Annotated in this window: 19 protein-coding genes; 12 read left to right on the plus strand and 7 right to left on the minus strand. The window is 30.4% G+C overall.

Annotated elements, in window-relative coordinates; translation table 11 throughout:
- The first annotated feature begins 469 nt into the window (after window positions 1-469).
- Both HMPREF0629_RS02630 and HMPREF0629_RS07800 read left to right on the plus strand, forming a co-directional pair.
- Entirely contained in the window at window positions 470-1,039 is a 570-nt protein-coding gene (locus HMPREF0629_RS02630) for a DJ-1/PfpI family protein (protein ID WP_009221828.1), read from the plus strand.
- A 116-nt stretch (window positions 1,040-1,155) separates the two neighbouring features.
- Window positions 1,156-1,332, plus strand: coding sequence for a hypothetical protein (locus tag HMPREF0629_RS07800; RefSeq protein WP_009221829.1), 177 nt, complete (start codon window positions 1,156-1,158; stop codon window positions 1,330-1,332).
- Window positions 1,333-1,367: 35 nt separating this feature from the next.
- Here the strand turns inward: HMPREF0629_RS07800 and HMPREF0629_RS02635 are convergent, their stop codons facing one another.
- Window positions 1,368-2,090: a YaaA family protein gene (locus tag HMPREF0629_RS02635; RefSeq protein ID WP_083763143.1), complete on the minus strand. Its 723-nt coding sequence runs from the start codon at window positions 2,088-2,090 to the stop codon at window positions 1,368-1,370.
- A 126-nt stretch (window positions 2,091-2,216) separates the two neighbouring features.
- On the opposite strand from HMPREF0629_RS02635, the gene uvrB reads away from it, so the two are divergent.
- The 4 genes from uvrB (at window position 2,217) to HMPREF0629_RS02655 (ending at window position 9,433) form a co-directional block, all read left to right on the plus strand.
- Window positions 2,217-4,199, plus strand: a complete 1,983-nt coding sequence (uvrB, locus tag HMPREF0629_RS02640; RefSeq protein ID WP_009221831.1) for an excinuclease ABC subunit UvrB — start codon at window positions 2,217-2,219, stop codon at window positions 4,197-4,199.
- A gap of 10 nt (window positions 4,200-4,209) precedes the next feature.
- Window positions 4,210-7,029, plus strand: coding sequence for an excinuclease ABC subunit UvrA (gene uvrA, locus HMPREF0629_RS02645; RefSeq protein ID WP_009221832.1), 2,820 nt, complete (start codon window positions 4,210-4,212; stop codon window positions 7,027-7,029).
- Between the two features lie 64 nt (window positions 7,030-7,093).
- Complete coding sequence (locus HMPREF0629_RS07645; RefSeq protein WP_009221833.1) at window positions 7,094-7,876, plus strand: L,D-transpeptidase; 783 nt, start codon at window positions 7,094-7,096, stop codon at window positions 7,874-7,876.
- Window positions 7,877-8,002: 126 nt separating this feature from the next.
- Entirely contained in the window at window positions 8,003-9,433 is a 1,431-nt protein-coding gene (locus HMPREF0629_RS02655; protein WP_009221834.1) for an aminoacyl-histidine dipeptidase, read from the plus strand.
- A 10-nt stretch (window positions 9,434-9,443) separates the two neighbouring features.
- Here the strand turns inward: HMPREF0629_RS02655 and HMPREF0629_RS02660 are convergent, their stop codons facing one another.
- On the minus strand, window positions 9,444-10,127 hold the full coding sequence (locus HMPREF0629_RS02660; protein WP_039856509.1) for an MBL fold metallo-hydrolase: 684 nt from the start codon (window positions 10,125-10,127) through the stop codon (window positions 9,444-9,446).
- Window positions 10,128-10,243: 116 nt separating this feature from the next.
- Here HMPREF0629_RS02660 and HMPREF0629_RS02665 point away from each other — a divergent pair, with 116 nt between their 5' ends.
- Window positions 10,244-11,458: a S1C family serine protease gene (locus HMPREF0629_RS02665; protein WP_009221836.1), complete on the plus strand. Its 1,215-nt coding sequence runs from the start codon at window positions 10,244-10,246 to the stop codon at window positions 11,456-11,458.
- 52 nt (window positions 11,459-11,510) lie between these two features.
- Here the strand turns inward: HMPREF0629_RS02665 and fabG are convergent, their stop codons facing one another.
- From fabG to HMPREF0629_RS02690, 5 genes are all read right to left on the minus strand, one after another.
- Entirely contained in the window at window positions 11,511-12,242 is a 732-nt protein-coding gene (gene fabG, locus HMPREF0629_RS02670) for an elongation factor P 5-aminopentanone reductase (protein WP_009221837.1), read from the minus strand.
- 8 nt (window positions 12,243-12,250) lie between these two features.
- The gene (locus tag HMPREF0629_RS02675; protein WP_009221838.1) at window positions 12,251-13,153 is read right to left on the minus strand and encodes a diacylglycerol kinase family protein; all 903 of its coding nucleotides are present in this window, start codon (window positions 13,151-13,153) and stop codon (window positions 12,251-12,253) included.
- A 61-nt stretch (window positions 13,154-13,214) separates the two neighbouring features.
- Window positions 13,215-13,784, minus strand: a complete 570-nt coding sequence (locus tag HMPREF0629_RS02680) for an ATP-binding cassette domain-containing protein (protein WP_036729598.1) — start codon at window positions 13,782-13,784, stop codon at window positions 13,215-13,217.
- Window positions 13,781-14,566 (minus strand): ABC transporter permease, encoded by a 786-nt coding sequence (locus HMPREF0629_RS02685; protein WP_009221840.1) that lies wholly within the window; start codon window positions 14,564-14,566, stop codon window positions 13,781-13,783. The genes HMPREF0629_RS02680 and HMPREF0629_RS02685 overlap by 4 nt, the downstream gene beginning before the upstream one ends.
- Window positions 14,502-15,512, minus strand: coding sequence for an ABC transporter substrate-binding protein (locus HMPREF0629_RS02690; protein ID WP_009221841.1), 1,011 nt, complete (start codon window positions 15,510-15,512; stop codon window positions 14,502-14,504). The genes HMPREF0629_RS02685 and HMPREF0629_RS02690 overlap by 65 nt, the downstream gene beginning before the upstream one ends.
- A 130-nt stretch (window positions 15,513-15,642) precedes the next feature.
- Here HMPREF0629_RS02690 and HMPREF0629_RS02695 point away from each other — a divergent pair, with 130 nt between their 5' ends.
- The 5 genes from HMPREF0629_RS02695 to hisS all read left to right on the plus strand — a co-directional run bounded on the left by HMPREF0629_RS02695 (window position 15,643) and on the right by hisS (window position 22,189).
- The gene (locus tag HMPREF0629_RS02695) at window positions 15,643-16,179 is read left to right on the plus strand and encodes a guanylate kinase (protein WP_009221842.1); all 537 of its coding nucleotides are present in this window, start codon (window positions 15,643-15,645) and stop codon (window positions 16,177-16,179) included.
- Between the two features lie 357 nt (window positions 16,180-16,536).
- Window positions 16,537-18,255 (plus strand): ABC transporter ATP-binding protein/permease, encoded by a 1,719-nt coding sequence (locus HMPREF0629_RS02700; RefSeq protein ID WP_009221843.1) that lies wholly within the window; start codon window positions 16,537-16,539, stop codon window positions 18,253-18,255.
- Window positions 18,248-19,900, plus strand: coding sequence for an amino acid ABC transporter ATP-binding/permease protein (locus tag HMPREF0629_RS02705; RefSeq protein WP_039856516.1), 1,653 nt, complete (start codon window positions 18,248-18,250; stop codon window positions 19,898-19,900). Before HMPREF0629_RS02700 ends, HMPREF0629_RS02705 begins: the two co-directional genes overlap by 8 nt.
- A 12-nt stretch (window positions 19,901-19,912) precedes the next feature.
- On the plus strand, window positions 19,913-20,734 hold the full coding sequence (locus HMPREF0629_RS02710) for a hypothetical protein (protein WP_009221845.1): 822 nt from the start codon (window positions 19,913-19,915) through the stop codon (window positions 20,732-20,734).
- Window positions 20,735-20,875: 141 nt separating this feature from the next.
- Entirely contained in the window at window positions 20,876-22,189 is a 1,314-nt protein-coding gene (gene hisS / locus HMPREF0629_RS02715) for a histidine--tRNA ligase (RefSeq protein WP_009221846.1), read from the plus strand.
- Window position 22,190: the final 1 nt, after the last annotated feature.

Raw genomic sequence — 22,190 nt, forward strand, 5'->3', positions numbered from 1 at the left:
TNTTTTTATGAGTTAATCAACATATGTGTAATAATTAGTTTGGGTTATATAAAAGAGATAAGACCGTTTTTGAGATGGGAAGGAAAAAAACGACAGCTTTTAAAGTATATAAGTTTATACTATCCGTTTGATGGAAACATTACAGAATATGCAGAAATGCAAGTTATTAAAATGAGACAAATTAACAGTTTAAAATATGCCTATTTCAAGCCGTTCAACGAAATATGATTTATACAGACCATTGCACAGAGGTCTTTTTTATTGTTCATTTTAAGGTTTATCTTTTATGCACACCCCTATAAAATAAAGTATTGTACTTTTTAATGTTGCCAATGATATGTTTACAGAAAAGAATAATGATGATTGGAAATACAAGAAAGTAGCAACTCAGAATGATTTTGATAGGTTTTAACTACTTATTTAAATGGGTATATAATATTAGAACATTTATAGTCTGGAGGTAGATTAAATGAAAAAAACAGCAGTTTTAATATATGATTCCTTTTGTAACTTTGAGTTTAGCGTAGCTCTTGAGTCATTATCACTAAGTGGGAAACAAATAACTGTATTTTCAAAAATAAAAGAACCTATCCAAAGTGAAGAAGGCTTAATAATGCAAGCTGAAAAAACTATTTATGAATTAAATATTGATGAGTTTGATAGTCTACTTTTAACAGGAGCAACAGATATCAGGAACACAATTGAAGATGAAAGCATAATAGAGTTTATTAAAAATTTTGATGGTAAAATTATAGGAGCAATTTCTATCGCACCAATTTTATTATTGAAAGCTGGAATGCTTAATGAAAAATCTTTTATGGCAGGAGTAAATAAGGAAGATTTATTAGAAGAGGGTTTTGATGAAACTGATTTATCTAATATGGTAGGCTGGAATGACAATTTACAAAATCCGGTAGTGGATGGTTACATCATTGATGATAATATAATAACATCTATATCTTATAATTTTGTAAAATTTGGTTTAGCATTCAGTAAAATGCTTGGTTTAAACATATCTTCTAAAACATTTGGAATATAAAACGTCAGGTTTACACTTATAATCATGTAATTTTTAAGCACTTACTATTGGTAGGTGCTTTTTTGATGCCCAAAATTAAGAAGGTGAGATATTGGCAAATAGAATAAAAGGGACACATGATTCCAATGTCGTTTGAAGTTATGAAAATTTTTGAAAAAGAAGGTTTTAAATTAAAAGAACTTATAATAAAAGAACAACATAATTGTAGAGCGACAGGTTTTTGGAAAACTAATAGCATAAAATATAATTTTTTATTGATAGCACATGAATATTTATTTATATTTAAAAAATAAAATTTCTCCTTTACTTAAAGGAGATTTTTATTTTTCTATAAATTTGATTTTACATATACAATTCTGTTTGTATTTGAATATTCTTCCGACAGTCTAAATTCAAGGTAACTGAAATTTTTAAATATTTCTTTTTCAAATGATTTATTTTTAATAATTTCTGCTGCAAGAGCTCCTCTTAATTTTTTTACAGTTGTGGAGTGTGCATGTTTATTTTTTTCAAAGTCTTCAAAAAATTCGATGTCAATAAAATTTGAAATTTCTTTATTTATGAAAGATGAAAATTCATATGATGCAAGATTGTAAATGCTGTAGTCTTTGAAGAAATTATTATAGTAGTTCTCCCAAAAATTTTTCAATGACAAATTATCTATTTTTATCGGCACGTTAAAGTCAAGTCTGTAAGGTGATATAATTTCTTTTGAAAATATTGGGCCGTATAGAGCGGACAGTATTATCAGATTTTTATATGCAAATTCAAAATCTTCATCGGTAAAGTTTTTTAAATTCATATTTTTAAAAGCAATGCCGTTATATGTTTTAAGTGCTATATTTCCGCAAGATGTTTCTATGGAATGAAATCTATTATAGTTTAGCGTTGCAAGCGCAGTGCTTATTTTAAAATATTTTTCGATTTCCTCTATATTAAGTTTTTTTAGTGAATTTAAAATTGTTTTGGTTTCATCTTTTAATGAAATGTTAAAGTTTTTTGAAAGTTCTATCATTTCTTTAGAAGGTGACATAATTATTATATTTTTCATAGTTAGATTATATATTAAAAACAGGCTTAGGTAAATATTGATATATAGATATGCTAAGCTATTTAATTTGGATATTTTATGTTATAATAAACAGTTGTTCGGGTATATTATGAGAAGGTGATATTAATGGAATTTAAAATACATTCAAGCTATGTTCCAACCGGAGATCAGCCACAGGCAATAGATGGTCTTGTAGATGGAATTAATAAAAATTTAAAGCATCAAACTCTACTCGGTGTTACAGGCTCGGGTAAGACTTTTACAATGGCAAATGTTATAGAAAGAGTTCAAAAACCGACTCTTGTTATTGCACATAACAAGACGCTTGCATATCAGCTTGCAAGTGAATTTAAGGAGTTTTTTCCCGACAATGCGGTTGAATATTTTGTGTCCTACTATGATTATTATCAGCCGGAGGCATATGTTCCTCAAACTGATACATTTATAGAAAAGGATTCTTCCATTAATGATGAGATTGATAAGCTAAGGCATTCTGCAACAATGAGCTTGTTTGAAAGGCGAGATGTAATTATTGTTGCATCAGTTTCTTGTATATATGGACTTGGAGATCCGATAGATTATGAAAATCTTGTCGTATCCTTAAGACCGGGAATGGAAAAAGATAGAAATGAAATTATGAAGCGTCTTATAGAGATTCAGTATGTCAGAAATGATCTTAATTTTGTAAGAGGTACATTTAGAGTTCGTGGAGATATACTTGAGATATTTCCATCATGGTCATCTGAAAATTCCATAAGAGTTGAATTTTTTGGAGATGAAATTGATAGGATTTCTGAAATAAATGCACTTACAGGGGAAGTTCTTGGATATAGAAAACATGTTGCAATTTATCCGGCATCTCACTTTGCGACAACGGAGCAAAAGGTTAAGCGAGCCATTGTTACAATTGAAGAAGAGCTGAATGAAAGAGTTAAGGAACTTAAAGATCAGGAAAAGTTACTTGAAGCACAAAGAATTGAACAGAGAACAAGATATGATATAGAAATGCTTTCCGAAATGGGTTTTTGCAGTGGAATAGAAAATTATTCCAGACATCTTTCAGCAAGAGAGGCTGGTTCAAGACCCTATACTTTGATAGATTATTTTCCTAAGGATTTTTTGACTATAATAGATGAATCGCATGCAACTGTTCCTCAGATAAGGGCAATGTATAACGGAGACCGTTCAAGAAAGCAGACGCTTGTGGATTACGGATTCAGACTTCCATCTGCTCTTGATAACAGACCGCTTAAGTTTGAAGAATTTGAAAGCATAATGAATCAGTGTATATATGTATCTGCAACGCCGGGTCCATATGAAAAAGAGCATGAACAGAATAAAGTTGAGCAGATAATTAGACCTACCGGACTTTTGGATCCTGTTATAGAAGTAAGACCTACAAAGTATCAAATAGATGATTTAATAAATGAAATAGAGAATGTAAAAGAACGCGGTGAAAGAGTTTTAATTACAACACTTACTAAAAAAATGGCAGAAGATTTAACTGATCATTTTAAAAAAATAGGTATGAAAGTTACTTATATGCATTCTGATGTTGATACTATTGAAAGGATGGAAATCATTAGAGATTTAAGGTTAGGTAAATATGATGTACTTGTGGGAATAAATCTTTTGAGGGAAGGTTTAGATTTACCGGAGGTATCACTTGTTGCAATACTTGATGCGGATAAAGAAGGGTTTCTTCGTTCGGAAACTTCGCTTATCCAAACTGCAGGACGTGCTGCGAGGAATGTAGACGGTAAAGTAATAATGTATGCTGATTTTGAAACAAAGTCAATGAAATATACTATTGATGAAACAAATAGAAGAAGGTTTATTCAAGATAAATATAATAAGGAAAACGGAATTATTCCAAAATCAGTTGAAAAGGGAATAAGAGAAGTAATAGAAGCTACTGTTGCGGCTGAGGGAGTTGAAAGCTATAGTAGCATTAATGAATTTAGTGATAAAGAAATTTTAGCAATGATAGATGCTCTTAAGAATGAAATGTATAAATCTGCAGAACAGCTTGATTTTGAAAGAGCTGCAGAAATAAGAGATAAAATAACTGAGCTTAGAGCTGAAATGGAAAAGATGAAAGATAATTGAGGGTGAAATTTTGTCAGAAGAGAATATTGTAATTAAAGGAGCACATCAGCATAATTTAAAAAATGTTGATTTAACAATTCCAAGAAATAAATTTATAGTTTTTACAGGTCTATCAGGTTCCGGGAAAAGTTCGTTAGCATTTGATACAATTTATGCGGAGGGACAAAGAAGATATGTAGAGAGTTTGTCATCTTATGCAAGACAATTTTTAGGACAAATGGATAAGCCGGAAGTTGATTATATTGAGGGAATGAGTCCGTCAATATCCATAGATCAAAAAACTACAAGTAAAAATCCGCGTTCAACAGTAGGAACCGTAACTGAAATTTATGATTATTTCAGACTTTTATATGCAAGAGTAGGACATCCGTATTGTCCTAAATGCGGTAAAGAAATAAGTTCTTTTACAGTGGACCAAATGGTAGACAGGGTAATGACTCTTGAAGATAGAACCAAAATTCAGGTATTGGCTCCGGTAGTTAGAAGGAGAAAGGGGACTCATAAGAGAACTCTTGAAAATATTAAAAAAGACGGATTTATAAGAGTTATAGTCGATGGAGAAATTAAGGACATATCTGAAGAAGATATAGAACTGGAAAAAAATAAGGTGCATGATATTGAAATAGTTGTAGATAGAATTGTCATAAAAGATGGAGTCGAATCAAGACTTGCGGATTCTATTGAACTTGCACTTGGATTATCTGAGGGTATGGTAAACATTGATGTGGTTGGAGGAGAAAAAATTACATTTTCTTCAAAGCTGGCATGTCCGGACTGTGGAATTGTAATTGAGGAAATATCTCCGCGTTCATTTTCGTTCAACTCTCCGATAGGAGCTTGTGAGACATGTAAGGGTATAGGATTTTCAAAGGAAGTAGATCCGGAACTTGTTATTCCAAATAGAGAACTTTCAATAGATGAAGGAGCTATAGTTTGTTATTCCGGAGCAGAAGGAACTTACTATACGGAAATGGTTAAACAACTTGCCAAGGAATTTAATTTCAGCACAAGTAAACCGATAAAAGAAGCACCTGAAGAATTTATGAATGCGCTTCTATATGGAACTGAAAGAGAAATAGAATTTGATTTTGATTCACATTTTTCAGGAGCAAAAACATACAGGGGAAATTTTGAAGGAATACTTAAAAATTTAAAAAGAAGATACATGGAAACTTCTTCAGATTTTATAATAGGTAAAATAGAAGAGTTTATGAATGAAGAACCATGTCCGCATTGCCATGGAGCAAGACTTAAAGAGTCATCGTTGTCGGTAAAAGTAAATGGGCTTAATATATTTGAGCTTACGGAACTTTCTGTGTCTGATGCTGTTAAATTTTTTGAAGAATTAAAGCTTACAGAAAAAGAATCCATAATAGCCAATCAAATTTTAAAAGAAATAAAGGCAAGATTATCATTTTTACAAAATGTTGGACTTGAATATCTTACACTTTCAAGAATGGCGGGGACTCTTTCGGGAGGAGAAGCACAGAGAATAAGGCTTGCAACTCAAATTGGCTCACAGCTTGTCGGAGTTATATATGTTTTAGATGAACCGAGTATAGGACTTCATCAACGAGATAACGAAAAACTTTTAAAGGCTCTTAGAAATTTAACTGATATAGGAAATACACTTATAGTTGTCGAACATGATGAGGACACAATGCGAATGGCGGATCAAATTGTAGATATAGGACCTTTGGCGGGAAGAGACGGAGGAAGAATTGTTGCACAGGGAAGTGCCGATGAGATAATGCAAGTTGAAGAATCCATAACAGGGGCATATCTTTCAGGACGTAAGAAAATAGAATTACCTGAGCAAAGACGCCCTTATACCGGAAAAAGTATAAAAATTTATGGAGCAAGAGAAAATAATCTTAAAAATATAAATGTTGAAATTCCGCTTGGTCAGTTTGTTGCAGTAACAGGAGTATCAGGGAGCGGAAAGAGTTCTCTCATAAATGAAATACTATATAAATCACTTACACAAAATTTAAACGGATCAAGAGTTAAGCCGGGTAAGCATACAAAAATTGAAGGAATTGAAAATCTGGATAAAGTTGTAAATATAGATCAGAGTCCAATAGGAAGAACTCCAAGATCTAATCCTGCAACTTACACAGGAGCATTTGATTTAATAAGAGATATATTTACAATGACAAATGAATCGAAGATTAGAGGGTATAAAAAAGGCAGGTTCTCCTTTAATGTTAAAGGCGGAAGATGTGAAGCTTGTAAGGGCGATGGAATAATAAAGGTTGAAATGCATTTTTTACCTGATGTATATGTTCCGTGCGAAGTATGTAAGGGAAAGAGATATAATAGAGAAACGTTACAAGTTAAATATAGGGATAAGAATATTTCAGATATACTTGATATGACTGTTGAAGAGGCACTTGTATATTTTGAAAATCATCCGAGAGTTTTAAGGAAAATTGAAACACTAAGAGATGTCGGATTGTCTTACATTAAATTGGGACAGCCGTCAACACAACTTTCCGGAGGAGAAGCACAGAGAATTAAACTTGCAACGGAGCTTTCAAAGAAAGCTACAGGAAGAACAATATATATATTGGATGAGCCTACAACAGGTCTTCATAGTGAAGATATAAGAAAATTATTAAAAGTTTTAAATGAACTTGTGAACAGAGGAAATACCGTAGTTGTGATTGAACATAATCTTGATGTTATAAAGACGGCAGATCATATTATCGATATTGGACCTGAAGGAGGAAATAATGGCGGAACAATAATTGCCACAGGTAGACCTGAGGAGATTGCCGATATAGAAAAATCATATACAGGACAATTTTTAAAGAAAATTCTATTGTAATTAAGGTTTGACTTGAAAAATGATTTATTATAAAATAGTACCATTGATGAATGGAGTGTATTAATTGAAGATAAAAAATAGTTTTGGTTTAATTGTATTATCAGCTTTGATGTTGTTTCCTACATCAGTAAGAGCTGAATATGTGAGGCCGAATCACTTTATGGATAAGAGTGGTGCGGAGAAAGTTGCTGAAATTAAAAAATTTCAAGCACTGTCAAATCTGACGGTAACAGGAAAAATAAATGATATTACAAAAAAAGTTTTATATAATTCTAATATGGTTGTAAAGGATGACATTCAAAACGCTCCTACAAGCGGAGAATGGATAGTTGTAAATAAGACTAAAAAGACATTAACTTTCTATAGCGGAACAGCTCCGATGTATAAATTTCCAATAGCGTTAGGGACTAATGAAACTCCTACACCATCAGCAAAGGGAAAGATTCAAAGTAAGCATGTAAATCCTGCATGGGGTGGAATGAACGGAAAATATAAGCCGGCAAAAGCTGATGATCCTAACAATCCTCTTGGAGAACGTTGGATGGGACTTAGTCTTCCGGGATATTCGGGTTATGGAATTCATGGCACAATAAAGCCTCATCAGATAGGGACGTATGCATCTAACGGTTGTATGAGAATGTTTAATTATGATATTGAAACATTTATATTCCCAAGAGCAAGAGTTGGTATGCCTGTTTGGATAGGGACTGATGAAGAACTTGCAAGTTGGGGTGTAAGACAAATTGTAGAGGAGAAAAAAGATAATTCTGTTGCTCCTATAAATACACCTGTAAATTCAGAACCGGTTGAAGAAAATTACACTGTAGATGAATTATTAGTATTTTAAATTAAAATTGAGTTGGCTTTTGTTGAGAAGGTCAACTTTTTTATTTAGAGAATAAAGAATTTAGCTCTGCTAAATTAGCTTAAGATGTATTATAATTATATTATATTAAAAATTTAGGAGGTAAAAATGAACTTAAATATTGAACCTAAAGAAGTATTTAAATGGTTTTATGAAATAAACCAAATTCCAAGATGTTCAGGAAGTGAAAAAAGAGTTTCTGATTTTTTGGTAAATTTTGCAAAAGAAAGAAATTTAGAAGTATTTCAAGATGATGTATACAATGTAATAATAAAAAAACCTGCAACAAACGGCTATGAAAATTCAAAACCTGTAATAATTCAAGGACATATGGATATGGTTTGTGTTAAAGAAGAGGACTCAGACCACAATTTTGATACAGATCCGATAGAGATGATAGTAGACGGAGATTTTGTAAAAGCAAATAAAACTACACTTGGAGCAGATGATGGCATTGCTGTAGCTTATGCACTTGCAATTTTAGACTCAAATGAGTATAAGCATCCTGCACTTGAGGTTTTAATCACTACAAATGAAGAAACGGGAATGGATGGAGCAGCTGCTCTAAAAGAAGGTATGTTAAATGGAAATATGCTTTTAAATATTGATTCTGAGGAGGAAGGTATCTTTCTTGTAAGTTGTGCAGGCGGTTCATCAATAAATGTTATATTTGATATTGAAAGAGAACATTTTAAAGGAGAAGCTTTAAGAATAACTGTAAGGGGACTAAAGGGAGGACATTCCGGAGGAGAAATAATAAGACAAAGAGCTAATGCAAATAAAATTCTTTCAAGATTATTAAGTGCCGTAAGAGAAGTTACAGAACTTAGAATTATCTCACTTAAAGGAGGAGCAAAACATAATGCAATTCCGGATTCTGCTAAAGCTGAAATATTGGTAGAAGAAAAGGAGCTTGCAATAGATACAATAGAAAAGCTTGCAGTTGCCATAAAAAATGAATACAGAGTAGAAGATGATGGAATAGTAATTGATATAGAGTCTTGTGAAAATAGAGATTCATATACAAAAAAGCTTACAGATGACTTCATAGATTATTCAATGATTGTGCCTGACGGAGTAATTTCTATGTCAAAAGATATAGAGGGATTGGTAGAAACTTCACTTAATAATGCGGTGTTATTTGAAAAAGATAATAAGATTGTATATACAACATCAGTTAGGTCTTCAACAGAATCTGAACTTGAAAGAGTTTTAGATGTTTTAAAGATTTCTGCTAAGAGATGTAATGCCAAAACAATAGAAAGTAACAGATATCCTGCATGGCAATTTGAAGAAGAAAGTATTTTAAGGGATATTTCCATAAAAACTTATGAGGAGTTATTCTGTAGTAAAGCAACATATAGTGCAATTCATGCCGGACTTGAATGCGGTTTATTAAAAAAAGTTCTTCCTAATTGTGATATGATTAGTTTTGGACCTGAGATGCATGATGTACACTCTCCAAAGGAAAGGGTAAGTATTTCATCAACAGAGAGAATGTGGAAATTCACATTAAAACTTCTTGAAAATTTAAAATAAAAAGAGTGGATTACCACTCTTTTTTTATTTGGAATTCAAAAATTTGATTTTCTTTTTGGATTACGTGTATAATTTTTTGCGGATATATATTTTTATATTTATTTTTTAATTTTTGTGATATCGAGTAATTTTCCCACATATGCATCGGAAAGTAATGTTTTGCGGAATTTGTCCTTAAGAAATAATCACAAGTTAAATAATAATTGTCTTTAAGTCTTGGATCGACAGGAAGCATTATTGCAAAGACATTTTCATTTTTAAATTTGTCCGCTTCAGATTTAAACCATCTGTCCATATTTTCAATATCTGATTTAGAATATTCCGGCCATATCCAATAGTTTAAATCTCCGCAGTGAACTATTCCTGTTCCATCAACATTTACATAAAAGCTTACACCTTCATCAGTTGAGCCGTGAGTTTTAACTTTAATTCCCAATAGATCAAGTTCATTATCGGGAGAAACTGAAGTTATGTTTTCAGCTTTTTTAATATCTACATCATCACTTATTATATAGTGATCAGCATTAAAGTTAAAAATTTCTTTTTTAAAGTGATCTGAATGTCTGTGACTTACAAAAAATATTGAAATTTTATTTTCGGGTAGTTGCAGTTTTCCGCCTATGTAGTCAAAAATCAAGAAGTAATTATCAGTTTCAACTGTATAGCAAGAATGTCTTATAAATGTTATTTTCATAGAGTACCTCCTTTTCACATTATAACATTTTTCAAATGTATTATAAAAAAAACACACTCTTTTCACATAGTTTTTTTAGAATGGGTATAAATTTCTATGTGAAGGAGGAAAAGATTATGGAAAACGAAACTTTATATCAAGAACAAAAATATGAATATAATTATGAAAATGAGAATAATAGAAGAAGAAAAAAGAAGAGTAATAAATCCGTAATAGTTCTTGCGATAGTATTTTCTCTTATCGGAGGAATAGTAGGTTCATCAATAACTTATGCATTGTTTGGAGAAAAAATGTCATCGGAGACGAACTTGGCATCGGCTAATGGAAATAATGCAGTCACAATAAGCACAAAAGGCGAAGTTAATGTTGCACAGGCAGTAGCTCAAAAGGCAATTCCATCAGTAGTTGGAATTACAACTAAAGGACAGGTAAATAGCATGTTCGGAGCTGTTGAGGCAAAAGGAACAGGTTCAGGAATAATTGTAGATGAAAGAGGATATATTCTTACAAATGCGCATGTTGTTAAAGTGGGATCTCAAGTTGTAGATACAGCAACTGTACTTTTGGATGACGGAACAACTTTAGAGGGAAAGCCTATTTGGGTGGATTCAAATATTGATATTGCCATAGTGAAAATTGAGCCTAAGGGAAAATTAACGGCGGCTACACTTGGCGATTCAAGTACACTTCAAATCGGTCAAACGGCAATAGCCATAGGTAATCCCATAGATATAGCATATCAAAGAAGTGTTACACAGGGTATAATTTCCGGACTTAACAGATATGTAGGTCAGGTAAATGGCGGAGGATATATGACAGGTCTTATTCAGACGGACGCCTCAATTAACGGAGGTAATTCAGGAGGACCTCTTTTGAATGAAAAAGGAGAAGTAATAGGAATAAATACAGTTAAGGTAAATTCTGCCGAAGGCCTTGGTTTTTCAATTCCGATAAATACTGTAAAGCCTATAATTGAGCAGGTAATAAACACCGGAACATATAATATTGTGTTCATGGGTATAGAAAATCCTGTAAATGCAGTTGACGTTCAGAGATATTTGAATAAGGATCTTGGAGTTGACAAGGGCGTGTTTGTATTTGCCGTCAGAGAAAATTCACCTGCTAAACAGGCTGGAATAGAAGCGGGCGATGTAATTACAAAGATAGGTGATACTGAAATTGAAAATGAAAGTTCACTTAGAGTTGCATTATATAAGTATAAGGTGGGAGACAGAGAAAAGATAACAATAGTTCGAGACGGAAAAGAAAAACAAGTCGAGATTGAGTTTGGAGAGTATCTAAAAGATACTGAAAACATAGAAGGTAAATAAAGAAGGAGAAAAAGATACCCTCTTTACCGAACAGTTGGTAAAGAGGGTATTTTTATACGCACATGCCTCCGTCGGCACATATAATTTGACCTGTCATATATGAATTTTTATATGATATTAAAAAGCAAACCAATTCTGCAATTTCTTCCGGCTGAGAAATTCTTTGCATCGGTATTTCATTGCATATTATTTTCATGTCATCAGCGCTGTATGATTTCATCATATCTGTGTTTACAGTTCCGGGTGAAATTGCATTTACTCTTATGTTTGAAGGAGCAAGTTCAACTGCAAGTGATTTTGTAAGCGATTCGACAGCACCCTTACTTGTGGAGTATGCAACTTCACAAGACGCTCCATGTGAACCCCATATTGAAGAAAAGTTCAATATTACACCTTCATGGTTTGATAACATTTTTGGAAGGACGGTATATATTGTATTATACATCCCGGTTACATTAGTGTTTAATATCTTGTTCCAAATATCAGGAGATGTATCCTGAAATTGTCCTGTAAAAGAAATTCCGGCATTATTTATAAGGATGTCAACACTTCCGAATGTTTTTTCGATTTCGGAATACATATTTTGGACTTCTTCGAGTTTAGATACATCTGCTTTTATTGCTATACAGTTTTTGTTTGTAATTCTTATTTCATCTCTTAGTGACAAAGCCGATTTTTCACTGTTGTTATAATTTAAAACTAAATTATAATTTTCAAGCGAAAGTCTTTTTGCAATGGCAGACCCAATTCCACGAGATGCACCGGTTATTAAAACAGTTTTCATAATATCACCTACTTTAAATTTGCCCATAGGATTGAATTTTTAAGAACTTTAAAATTAAAATATTTACTCTTAAATATTTCTCCGTCACAGTTTGCGTATATTTCATTTTCTGAACAAATTTTTCCACTTGTAACTTCATATATTGCAACTTTTTTATTATTTAAATGAGTTCCCTTTTTATATTTTGGAAGTAATTTTAATATCTTTAGAAGGGACAGTTTTTTTACAAGTAGAAGTTCTAAAATACCATCATCTAAAATCGAGTTTGGAGATGGATTAAAACCGCTTCCGTAATATCTGCCGTTGCAAAGTGCTGTTATAGTATAAGTGTCATTTAAAACTAATGATTTTCCATTTGCTAAATTAAGCTCTACATTTAATGTATCACTTTCAATATTTAGCAGAGAATAAATTGCACCGAGCATAAAACTGTGTTTTTTAAAAAAAGGATATTTTTTTAAAATCATATATACATTTCTAAGCACTGAGGTATCAAAACCGAGGCTCATTACATTTACACTTATTCTATCATTTATTGAAATGATATCAATTGGTGAAATTTTTGGATTTATTGTCTGTTCAATTTTAAAATTTGAGTAGTCAAAATTTTTGGAAAAGTCATTTCCCGTACCCATTGGAATTAATCCAAGAGCAGTATTGCTACCATATACTACCGATGCAACTTCATTTAGTGTTCCGTCTCCACCGCAGCTGTATATTATCTTATTTTCATATGGAAGCTCAATAAATTCTTGAGTGGCTCTTTTTGCATGTTCTTTATCTAATGTTTCAACGATTTTAAGATTTTCCAGCATATTATGCTTTGTATAAGTATTAATTATGTTTTCTTTAAAAGACTTAAAATCTGATGATCCTGCTTTAGTACTGAGTATAAAAAGAATTTTATTCATATAATCACCATAGTTATTATATTAAAAAATCCAATTAAAACAAATATTAATTGGAAAATTTTTATAGTTTAATTATTTTATCAAAGTTTAATTTTTCTATTTCAGATTCATCGTGTGTAATATAAATTAAAGGTGCATTTTTTAGTCTTTTATTTAAAAAAGAAATTATTAAGTTTGCAGTATATCCGTCAACTTCTCTTATTGCTTCATCAAATATAAAGATATTTCCTCTTTTTACAATAGCTCTTAAAATTGCAATTCTTCTTTTCATACCGCCTGAAAGTGCTTTAACTTTTGTATTGATATAATCTTCAAGTTCAAGTTCACTTAATAATTTAAGTGCAGTAGTTTTATCTATTTCGCAGCAGAATATTAAATTTTCATATACAGTTCTTTCTTCAAACAGCAAATTTTCTTGAAATACAACAGAAAATTCAGGAGGAGTATCAAATATTATTTTACCGCTGTTTGAATTTGTAAGCCCCATTATTATTTTTATCAGTGTTGTTTTACCGCTGCCCGACTTACCTATTATTGCCAAACGTTCAGAATCTTTGACAGAGAATGTAACATTTTTAAAAATGAGTTTATCATCGAAGTATTTTGTAAGATTTTCAACTTCAAGTTTCATTTGCATATCCTCCTAATTAGAAATAAAAGTAATTTTTCAAGGACATGGCAAACAATCATTGCGATTATAGTATATGCAAACAGGTTTACTGTATCCAAATATATTTTGCAGTTATAAATCAGCGTTCCGATTCCAAAATTAGGAAGAGAAATAACTTCTGCAGCAAGCCCGGATTTCCATGCCATTCCAAATGCAAGAGATAAGCCTGAAATTATAAATGGTTTTAAATGAGAAAGATAAATGTAATTCAATTTTCTATTAAAACTAACATCAAATATTTTTGCCATATCCAAATAATTTTCATCAATACTTATAAGCCCCTCGATTAAATTTGAATATACTATTGGAGTAGCTATTATCATGCTGATTATAATACTTAGATATTTGGAACTTACAAAAAAAAGAGCAAGAACTATAAAACTTACGACAGGTACCGATTTTAAAAACATCATTAGAGGAACCGAGAGTTCCTTAAAGAGTGTATTCTTATATGAGATTATAGAAAGTATGGTTGCAAAAAAAACACCTATTAAAAATCCTGTTGTAATTTTTGAAATGCTTGCGAAAAGAGAGACATAAAATACTTTATCAGTTAAAATTTTAATAATCTGAGGAATAACTTTAAGAGGAGACACAAAAAGTATCTCCTCTGGGATTAACAGACTTAAAATCTGCCATACAAAAATCCAAAACAATACTATTAAAAAAGATTTTATCTTATTTTTCATAGTAGAAGTTTTCATCAGGCATATTTCCTCCAACAGATTTAGCATCTTCATCATAAAGTGATTGTAAATAATTTGACAGTGTTTCTTTCATTTCCGCTCCGTCAATATAAACTATGTTACATTGAGGAAGTGCTGTTTTTGCTATAGGCTCAGGAACAATATCAAGTGCGGCTATAATTTTTGAAGCTTCATCAGTATTTGAATTTACAAACTCAACAGAAGATTTATATTCTTCCATAAAATTATCAAAAGCTTCTTTATGAGAATTTAAGAATTCGTTTCTTACGACTAATACACCGGTAACTAATTTTGAATCATTGACTTCTTGCCAAAGGTCATTTAGAGAAAGATTTGTGACAAGGCCTTCTGCAACTGTTAAAAACGGTTGAGGTAACATTACGACAGCTGAATTGTCAGAACGAAGCATATATGATGAAACTACTTCCTGATGTTCAGTTTTAAAGTCAATTGTTACATCGGTATCCGGATTTATATTGTGTTTTGAAAGGACGTGTCTAAGTACAAATTCCGGAGTTGCACCTTTTCCGCTTGTAATTATTGTCTTTCCTCTTAAGTCTTCAACGCTTTTTATAGAGTCATCTTTGGATGCGATGTATAAAACTCCAAGAGTATTTATATTTGCAACTTTTAGAAGTTTACCTTCTGTCTTGTTATATAAAACAGATGCCAAATTTGCAGGAATTGCAGCTACATCAAAATCACCTTTTGAAAGTCCGACAACAACTTCATCAGGACTTTGTAAAATTGTACAAGTGTATGAATTTTTTTGCTCTACGTCATTTTTAGCGTCATCAAAGAGTTTAGCAAGACCCATAGAAGTAGGACCTTTAAGTGCTGCAATTTTTATTTCGGCACTTTCAGCAGTTTGAGGCGCCGGCGAATTCTTTTCAGAATTATTTTCGGAACTTGTTTTACCGCAGCCTATAATCCCGAATGTAAGAACAAGCATAATAAATATACTGAGTATTTTTTTCTTCATAAATTAAAACCCCTTATTATTAAAATTTTATGCTAATTATATCACAAATTAAAATGATATGCTTTTTAATATTATTGTTGTTTTTATAAAATTAATGTATAATTAATCAAAAGTATGGGGGACTGATATAATGATATATCTAATAGCAGGGAATTCCGGTTCAGGTAAAAGTACACAGGCAAATATTTTAAATAAAAGAGACAATTTTTACAGAATAATTACGTATACTACAAGAGCACCGAGAGTAGGAGAAAAAAATGCAATAGATTATTTTTTTGTAGATAAATATGAGTTTAAACGTCTTGATGATGAAGAATATTTTGTAGGTATTACAGAATATGCAGGAAATTTTTATGGGATTCCGAAGCTTCAACTTGAAAAATATGTATCAAGTAAGAAAAATGTAGTCCTTGTGATTGATTTATTTGGTGTAATTGAAATTAAAAATACTTTAAAGAATACGATATGTATTTATTTAAAATTAAGTAAAGAAGAAATGATTAAAAGAATGGAGATAAGAGGAGACTTACCGCAAAAAATAAAGAATAGAGTGGAAAACGCACAAGATTTTTCACCATATGCAGATTATATTTTAGACGGAAGTAAGAATGTTGAAGAAATAGCAAAGGAAATAGACGATATAGTAGAAGAAAACAGCAAAATATAAGGCGTATTTACGTCTTTTTTATTTTTTGTAACGAAATTAATTGCTGATAGATAATTTTAAGGTGGATGTTTTTAATGTAAATCTTGACCAAAGTTAATTTAAGGAAGTAAAAATATTTGACGATTGAAAATTCAATCGTCTTTTTGTTGAAACTGTGAATAATTAATTTTAAGTTAACATAGGTTAACTACCTTAAAGGTTAAAAAGACAATAAGTATAAGAAATTTTAAACGCTTCTGTGTTGATAAAATATATCAAAATTATTTACATATAAATTTCTTTTTGATATTCTTTATATAAATATAAGGTATGTATTTAAAATTGTCTAAAATCAGATTGTGAAATCAGGAGGTATGTATGTTAAATAAAAGGCTCTTAAATATGATGGATAAGGAGAGAAAATATGTTATATATATTGTTATATTAAAACTATTTTCGCTTTGTTTAAATATATTTATGATTTACTCAGTGGCAAATTTTATAGAGAAAATGTTTTTAAATAAAAATATTTTATTTTTTACAATAGGAAGTTTAATAGTTGTTATTTTACTTCAAGCACTAATAATTAACTTAATAAGCAAGTACAGTAATAATATATCTATTAATATAAAGGAGAAAATTCGGACAATTTTGTTCGATAAGATATATAGTTATGGAATGAAATATTCAACGAAATTTAATGTAGCGGAAGTAGTTCAACTATCTGTAAACGGCGTTGAAAATTTGGAGGTGTATTTTAATTCTTTTATACCGCAATTAATTTATTCAATGTTATCTCCGATTATATTATTTATTTTTATAGGTAGGATAAATTTAAAAATAGCTGTTGCGTTATTTTTAATGATACCGCTTATTCCGATAGCAATAATTATGGTACAAAAGATTGCCAAGAAAATTAATGCAAAGCAGTGGAAAAGTTATGTCGATCTTTCTGAAGTATTTGTGGATTTTTTAGAAGGTCTTGTAACATTAATTATATTTAATGCAGATGACGGATATAATAAGAAATTGAATAAATATGCTGAAGATTTTAGAAAAAATACTATGCGTGTTTTAGGAGTACAGTTAAATAATATTACGGTACTTGATGTAATTGCATATGGAGGAGCTGTACTTGGTATTATTCTGACAGTATTTTACTATTCTAATGCAACTATCAATTTAAGAGATGCAATTATAATTATTTTACTTTCTTCAGAATTCTTTTTGCCATTAAGACTTTTAGGTTCATTTTTTCATATAGCTATGAATGGAATGGGAGTAGTAGATCATTTATTTAGAGTTTTAGATATGCCTGATGTAAAGGATGGAAGCGGTAAAATTACAGATGAGGATTATAATGTAGAGCTTAAAGGGATTAATTTTTCATACAATGAAGAAAGAACAATTTTAAAGAATATAGATATGAATTTCGGTAAAGATAAAATAACTTATATAGTAGGAGAAAGCGGTTGTGGAAAATCTACAATTGCAAATTTGATAATCAATAAGGTCACTCCTTTCACAGGTGAGGTTTTATATAATAATACCGATAATGTTTCAGAAGAAGAAATATTAAAGAATTGTACATTGGTAACAAATAATCCATATTTATTTAAAGGAACACTCAGATATAATTTGCAAATGGGAAATAAAGATATAACAGATGATGAAATGTGGTATGTTTTAGAAAAATTTTCTCTAAAGGAATATTTTGAACACGAAAATGGATTAGATACTTTAATTTTTGAAAATGGAAGTAATTTTTCCGGCGGTCAAAGACAAAGAATTGCTATTGCAAGGGCAATTTTAAAAAAATCTCCGATTTATATATTTGATGAGGCAACTTCAAATATAGATTCTGAGAGTGAAGAAATTATAATGAAGTTTTTAGATACATTTAGAAAGAACAAACTTATTATTTTGATTTCTCACAGATTAAAATATACAATAAATTCAGATTATATATATTATATGAAGGATGGAGCAGTTGAAGAAAAAGGTTCATATAATGAGTTGATAAGTATTAACGGTGAATTTAAAAAACTTTACGATAATCAAATGGCTTTAGAAAACTGGGGGATTAAATATGAGTAAGATTAGAGAATATACGCAATTGGTAAAAAAGTTAATTGTTCTTGTAAGTCCTCTGAAATTATTTATGATTCTTGCAATTTTATTTGGAAGTATAGGTCATATAATAGCAACATTAATTCCTGTAATTGGAGGATATGCACTTATAAAAGCAATGATCGGCAAATTTTACTTTTTTAAATTAATTACAATTTTGGTGATATTTGCATTACTTAGATCTGTGCTTAGGTATTTAGAACAGCTATGCAATCACTTTGTTGCATTTAGAGTTTTGGAAATTATAAGAGATAGAGTCTTCAAAGCTCTAAGAAGACTTGCTCCTGCAAAAATGGAAAATACAAATACAGGAGAGTTAATTACAATTATAACTTCAGATATAGAATTACTTGAAGTTTTTTATGCACATACAATTTCACCGATTTCAATAGCTTTTATTCATACATTATTTTTAACAATATTAATGTTTAAAATAAATGTATTATATGCGGTAGTGCTTGTTATTTTTCATCTTATAATGGCAATAATAGTACCTATAATAACTTCAAATAGAGCAAAGAGTATAGGCGATATTCAAAGAAAAAATTTAAGCGATATAAATTCATCTATTATTGATACATTTTACGGCATAGAAGAATCGGCACAGTATCAGTTTGGCGGAGAACGTAGAAATGAGATGCTTGAATATACAAAAAAATTAAGCAGATCTGCAACGAGACTCAGCAGAATATATGGTGGAAATATGGCTCTTTCAAATAGTGTAATTTTAATAGGAAATATTTGTATATTAATTTCTGCAATGTATTTATATAAATTCGGATATGTAAATAAGATAGAAGTTGTTGTTCCCATAATAGCATTTATGAGTTCTTTTGGGCCTGTATCTGCACTTTCAAATTTAGCAAATAATTTAGTAACAACATTTGCATGTGGTAAAAGAGTTATGTCTTTGTTGGAAGAAGTTCCGGAAGTGGAAGAAGTTGTAAATGGTAAGGATATTAACTTTGAAGAAATAGATGTTTCAAAAGTTTCATTTTCATATGGTTCCGAAGAAGTATTAAAAAATTTTGATTTAGCTGTAAAAAAAGGAGAAATACTTGGCTTAAAAGGAAAGAGCGGCTGCGGAAAATCGACATTGTTAAAACTTATAATGCGATTTTATGATGTAGATAGCGGTAAAATTGAAGAGAATAAGATAAATATAAAAGAAATAAATACAAAGACATTGAGAAAAAATCACTGCTATATAACACAAAGTACTCATTTATTTAATGGAACAATACTTGATAATTTAAAAATAGCGAAAGAAGATGCAACTATGGAAGAAATAAAAGCTGCCTGTAGAAAAGCATCTATAGGAGAATTTATAGAAGAACTTCCAAATGGTTACAATACTAAAGTCGGTGATATCGAGAATTCATTATCGACAGGTGAGAAACAGCGTATTTCGGTTGCAAGAGGATTTATACAAAATGGAGATTTACTTCTATTAGATGAACCTACAGCAAATATAGATAGTTTAAATGAGGGTATAATTTTAAAATCTATATGGGAAGAGTCTAAAGATAAGGCAGTTATATTAGCGAGTCATAAAGATTCAACACTTAGAATTTCAGATAGAATAAAACAGGTGAAAACTCTTGCGGAGTAATGAGGAGAAACCATGAAGTTTACAAATATGGAAAAGTTATATTTGTTACATTTGATTGAAAATAAAAACCAAAATACTATAACAAGTGTAGCGAGCGCTTTTAACTGTACAAAACCGAATTCTAAAAAAATCCTCGATAAAATGCTAAATGATGGAGTTTTGTGCAAAGAAGAAAACAGATATATGTTGACAAAAAAAGGAAATGATTTTGCAGAAAAATTTAATAAAAACAGAATAAATATAGAAAAATTTCTAAATATTTTGCTTAATTTAGAAGAAGATAAAATTAAAGAGTTATCATATAAATTAATGGGAAATGAATTGGATATCTTAAATGAGATATTAGCGGAAAAATCTAAAAAGATGTTAAAGTTTAAAAGTACAAATGTGGATTATAATGAGTTAATAAATATTCTTGGCGGCGGAGAATATAATGCATATTTGTCTATTGATAAAATTGAAGATGAACTTAAAAATTCGAGTATTGAAACTTCAATGGCCATGATGGGATTTGAAAGTAATGTAAGAATTGTTGTTGGCGAAGAATCTTATATTTTATTAACACCGAAAGAAGTTAAAAAAGCATCTGACGGATTTATTAGAAGCGGATTTGTAATGGATATCAGCTATTTTAAAAATGGAGTAGAAGAAGATGTAGTGTATAATGAAAAAAATTTTTTAATACCATTATATGTTTTTAAAAATTGGAAATTGATAAATAAAAAAATTCTATACTCATCATCATATTTAAAGATAAGTTCTAAAATAGGTTTTAGTAAAAATCATAATAAGAAAGCAATATTTAATATATTTATAGATTTAGTGAATTTATAAATATATTAAATATATTAAATATTGACGGCTGGAAATTAAATCATCTTTTTATATTTTTGACTTAAATATATATTTTATACATTGTAATTATGTTATAATTTAATTAGTTTATTAATTTATTAGGGAATAAGGGGGATTATTATGGCTCAAATTGTAAAGCCTTCAACACTTCCGGGGTTTATGGAATTGTTGCCGAAGGAACAAATTCTTTTTAATGAAATGATGGATACTATTAGGAAAAATTTTGAGAAACACGGATTTTTGCCTATAGATACTCCTGCGATAGAAAAAAGTGAAGTGCTTCTTGCAAAAGGTGGAGGAGAAACTGAAAAACAAATTTATAGATTTACAAAGGGAGATACCGATATGTCACTTCGTTTTGATTTAACGGTGCCTCTTGCAAGATATACTGTTGAGCATTTTAACGATTTGTCTTTTCCGTTCAGAAGGTATCACATAGGAAAAGTATATCGTGGAGAAAAAGCTCAAAAAGGTCGCTTCAGAGAATTTTATCAATGTGATATAGATACAATAGGGAATGAAAAACTTGATATATTGAATGATGCGGAATTCCCTGTAGTAATTTATCATACTTTTAAAGATCTCGGCTTTGACGATTTTACAATAAGAATTAATAACAGAAAGATATTAAAGGGATTTTTTGAATCATTAAATATTTTAGATTCTGTAGATGTATTAAGAGCAGTTGATAAAATTGACAAGATAGGCAGAGAAAAAGTTAAAGAAGAACTTTGTGATAACGGGATAGAAGAAGATATTGCCGTTAAAATAATTGATTTTATATTAATTTCAGGAACAAACAGTGAAATTTTTGATGCGCTTGATAGACTTGAAATTGACAATGAAATATTTAATGAGGGACTGAGTGAATTAAAACAAGTTGTAAAATACATTACAGAATTTGCAGTACCTGAAAAGAATTTTACAGTTGATCTTAAAATTGCAAGAGGACTTGATTATTATACCGGCACTGTATATGAAACAACTCTTGATAATTATTCTAACGTAGGGTCAGTGTGTTCCGGAGGAAGATTTGATAATCTTGCAAGCTATTATACGGATAAAAAACTGCCGGGAGTAGGTCTTTCTATCGGACTTTCGAGACTGTTCTATCAATTAAATGAAGCTAAAATTATTGAAGCTAAGAAGAAAAGTCTTATAGATTTGATTGTAATTCCGATGACCGGTTTTGTAGATGAAGCTATAAAGCTGGTTTCAAAATTGAGAGATGGTGGAATTAATACAATTATATATACAGAAGATGCTAAAATTGCAAAGAAATTTAAATATGCAAATGCTCTTGAGGTTCCGTATACATTAGTTGTTGGAGAAAATGAAGTAAAAACAGAAAAATATGCGTTAAAAGATATGGTGACAGGAAATCAGGAAGAACTTTCTCTTAGTGAAATAATTAGTAGAATTAAGGAGAATTGAT

It is taken from the genome of Peptoniphilus sp. oral taxon 386 str. F0131, assembly GCF_000090945.1.
Lineage (GTDB): Bacteria > Bacillota > Clostridia > Tissierellales > Peptoniphilaceae > Anaerosphaera > Anaerosphaera mikwangii.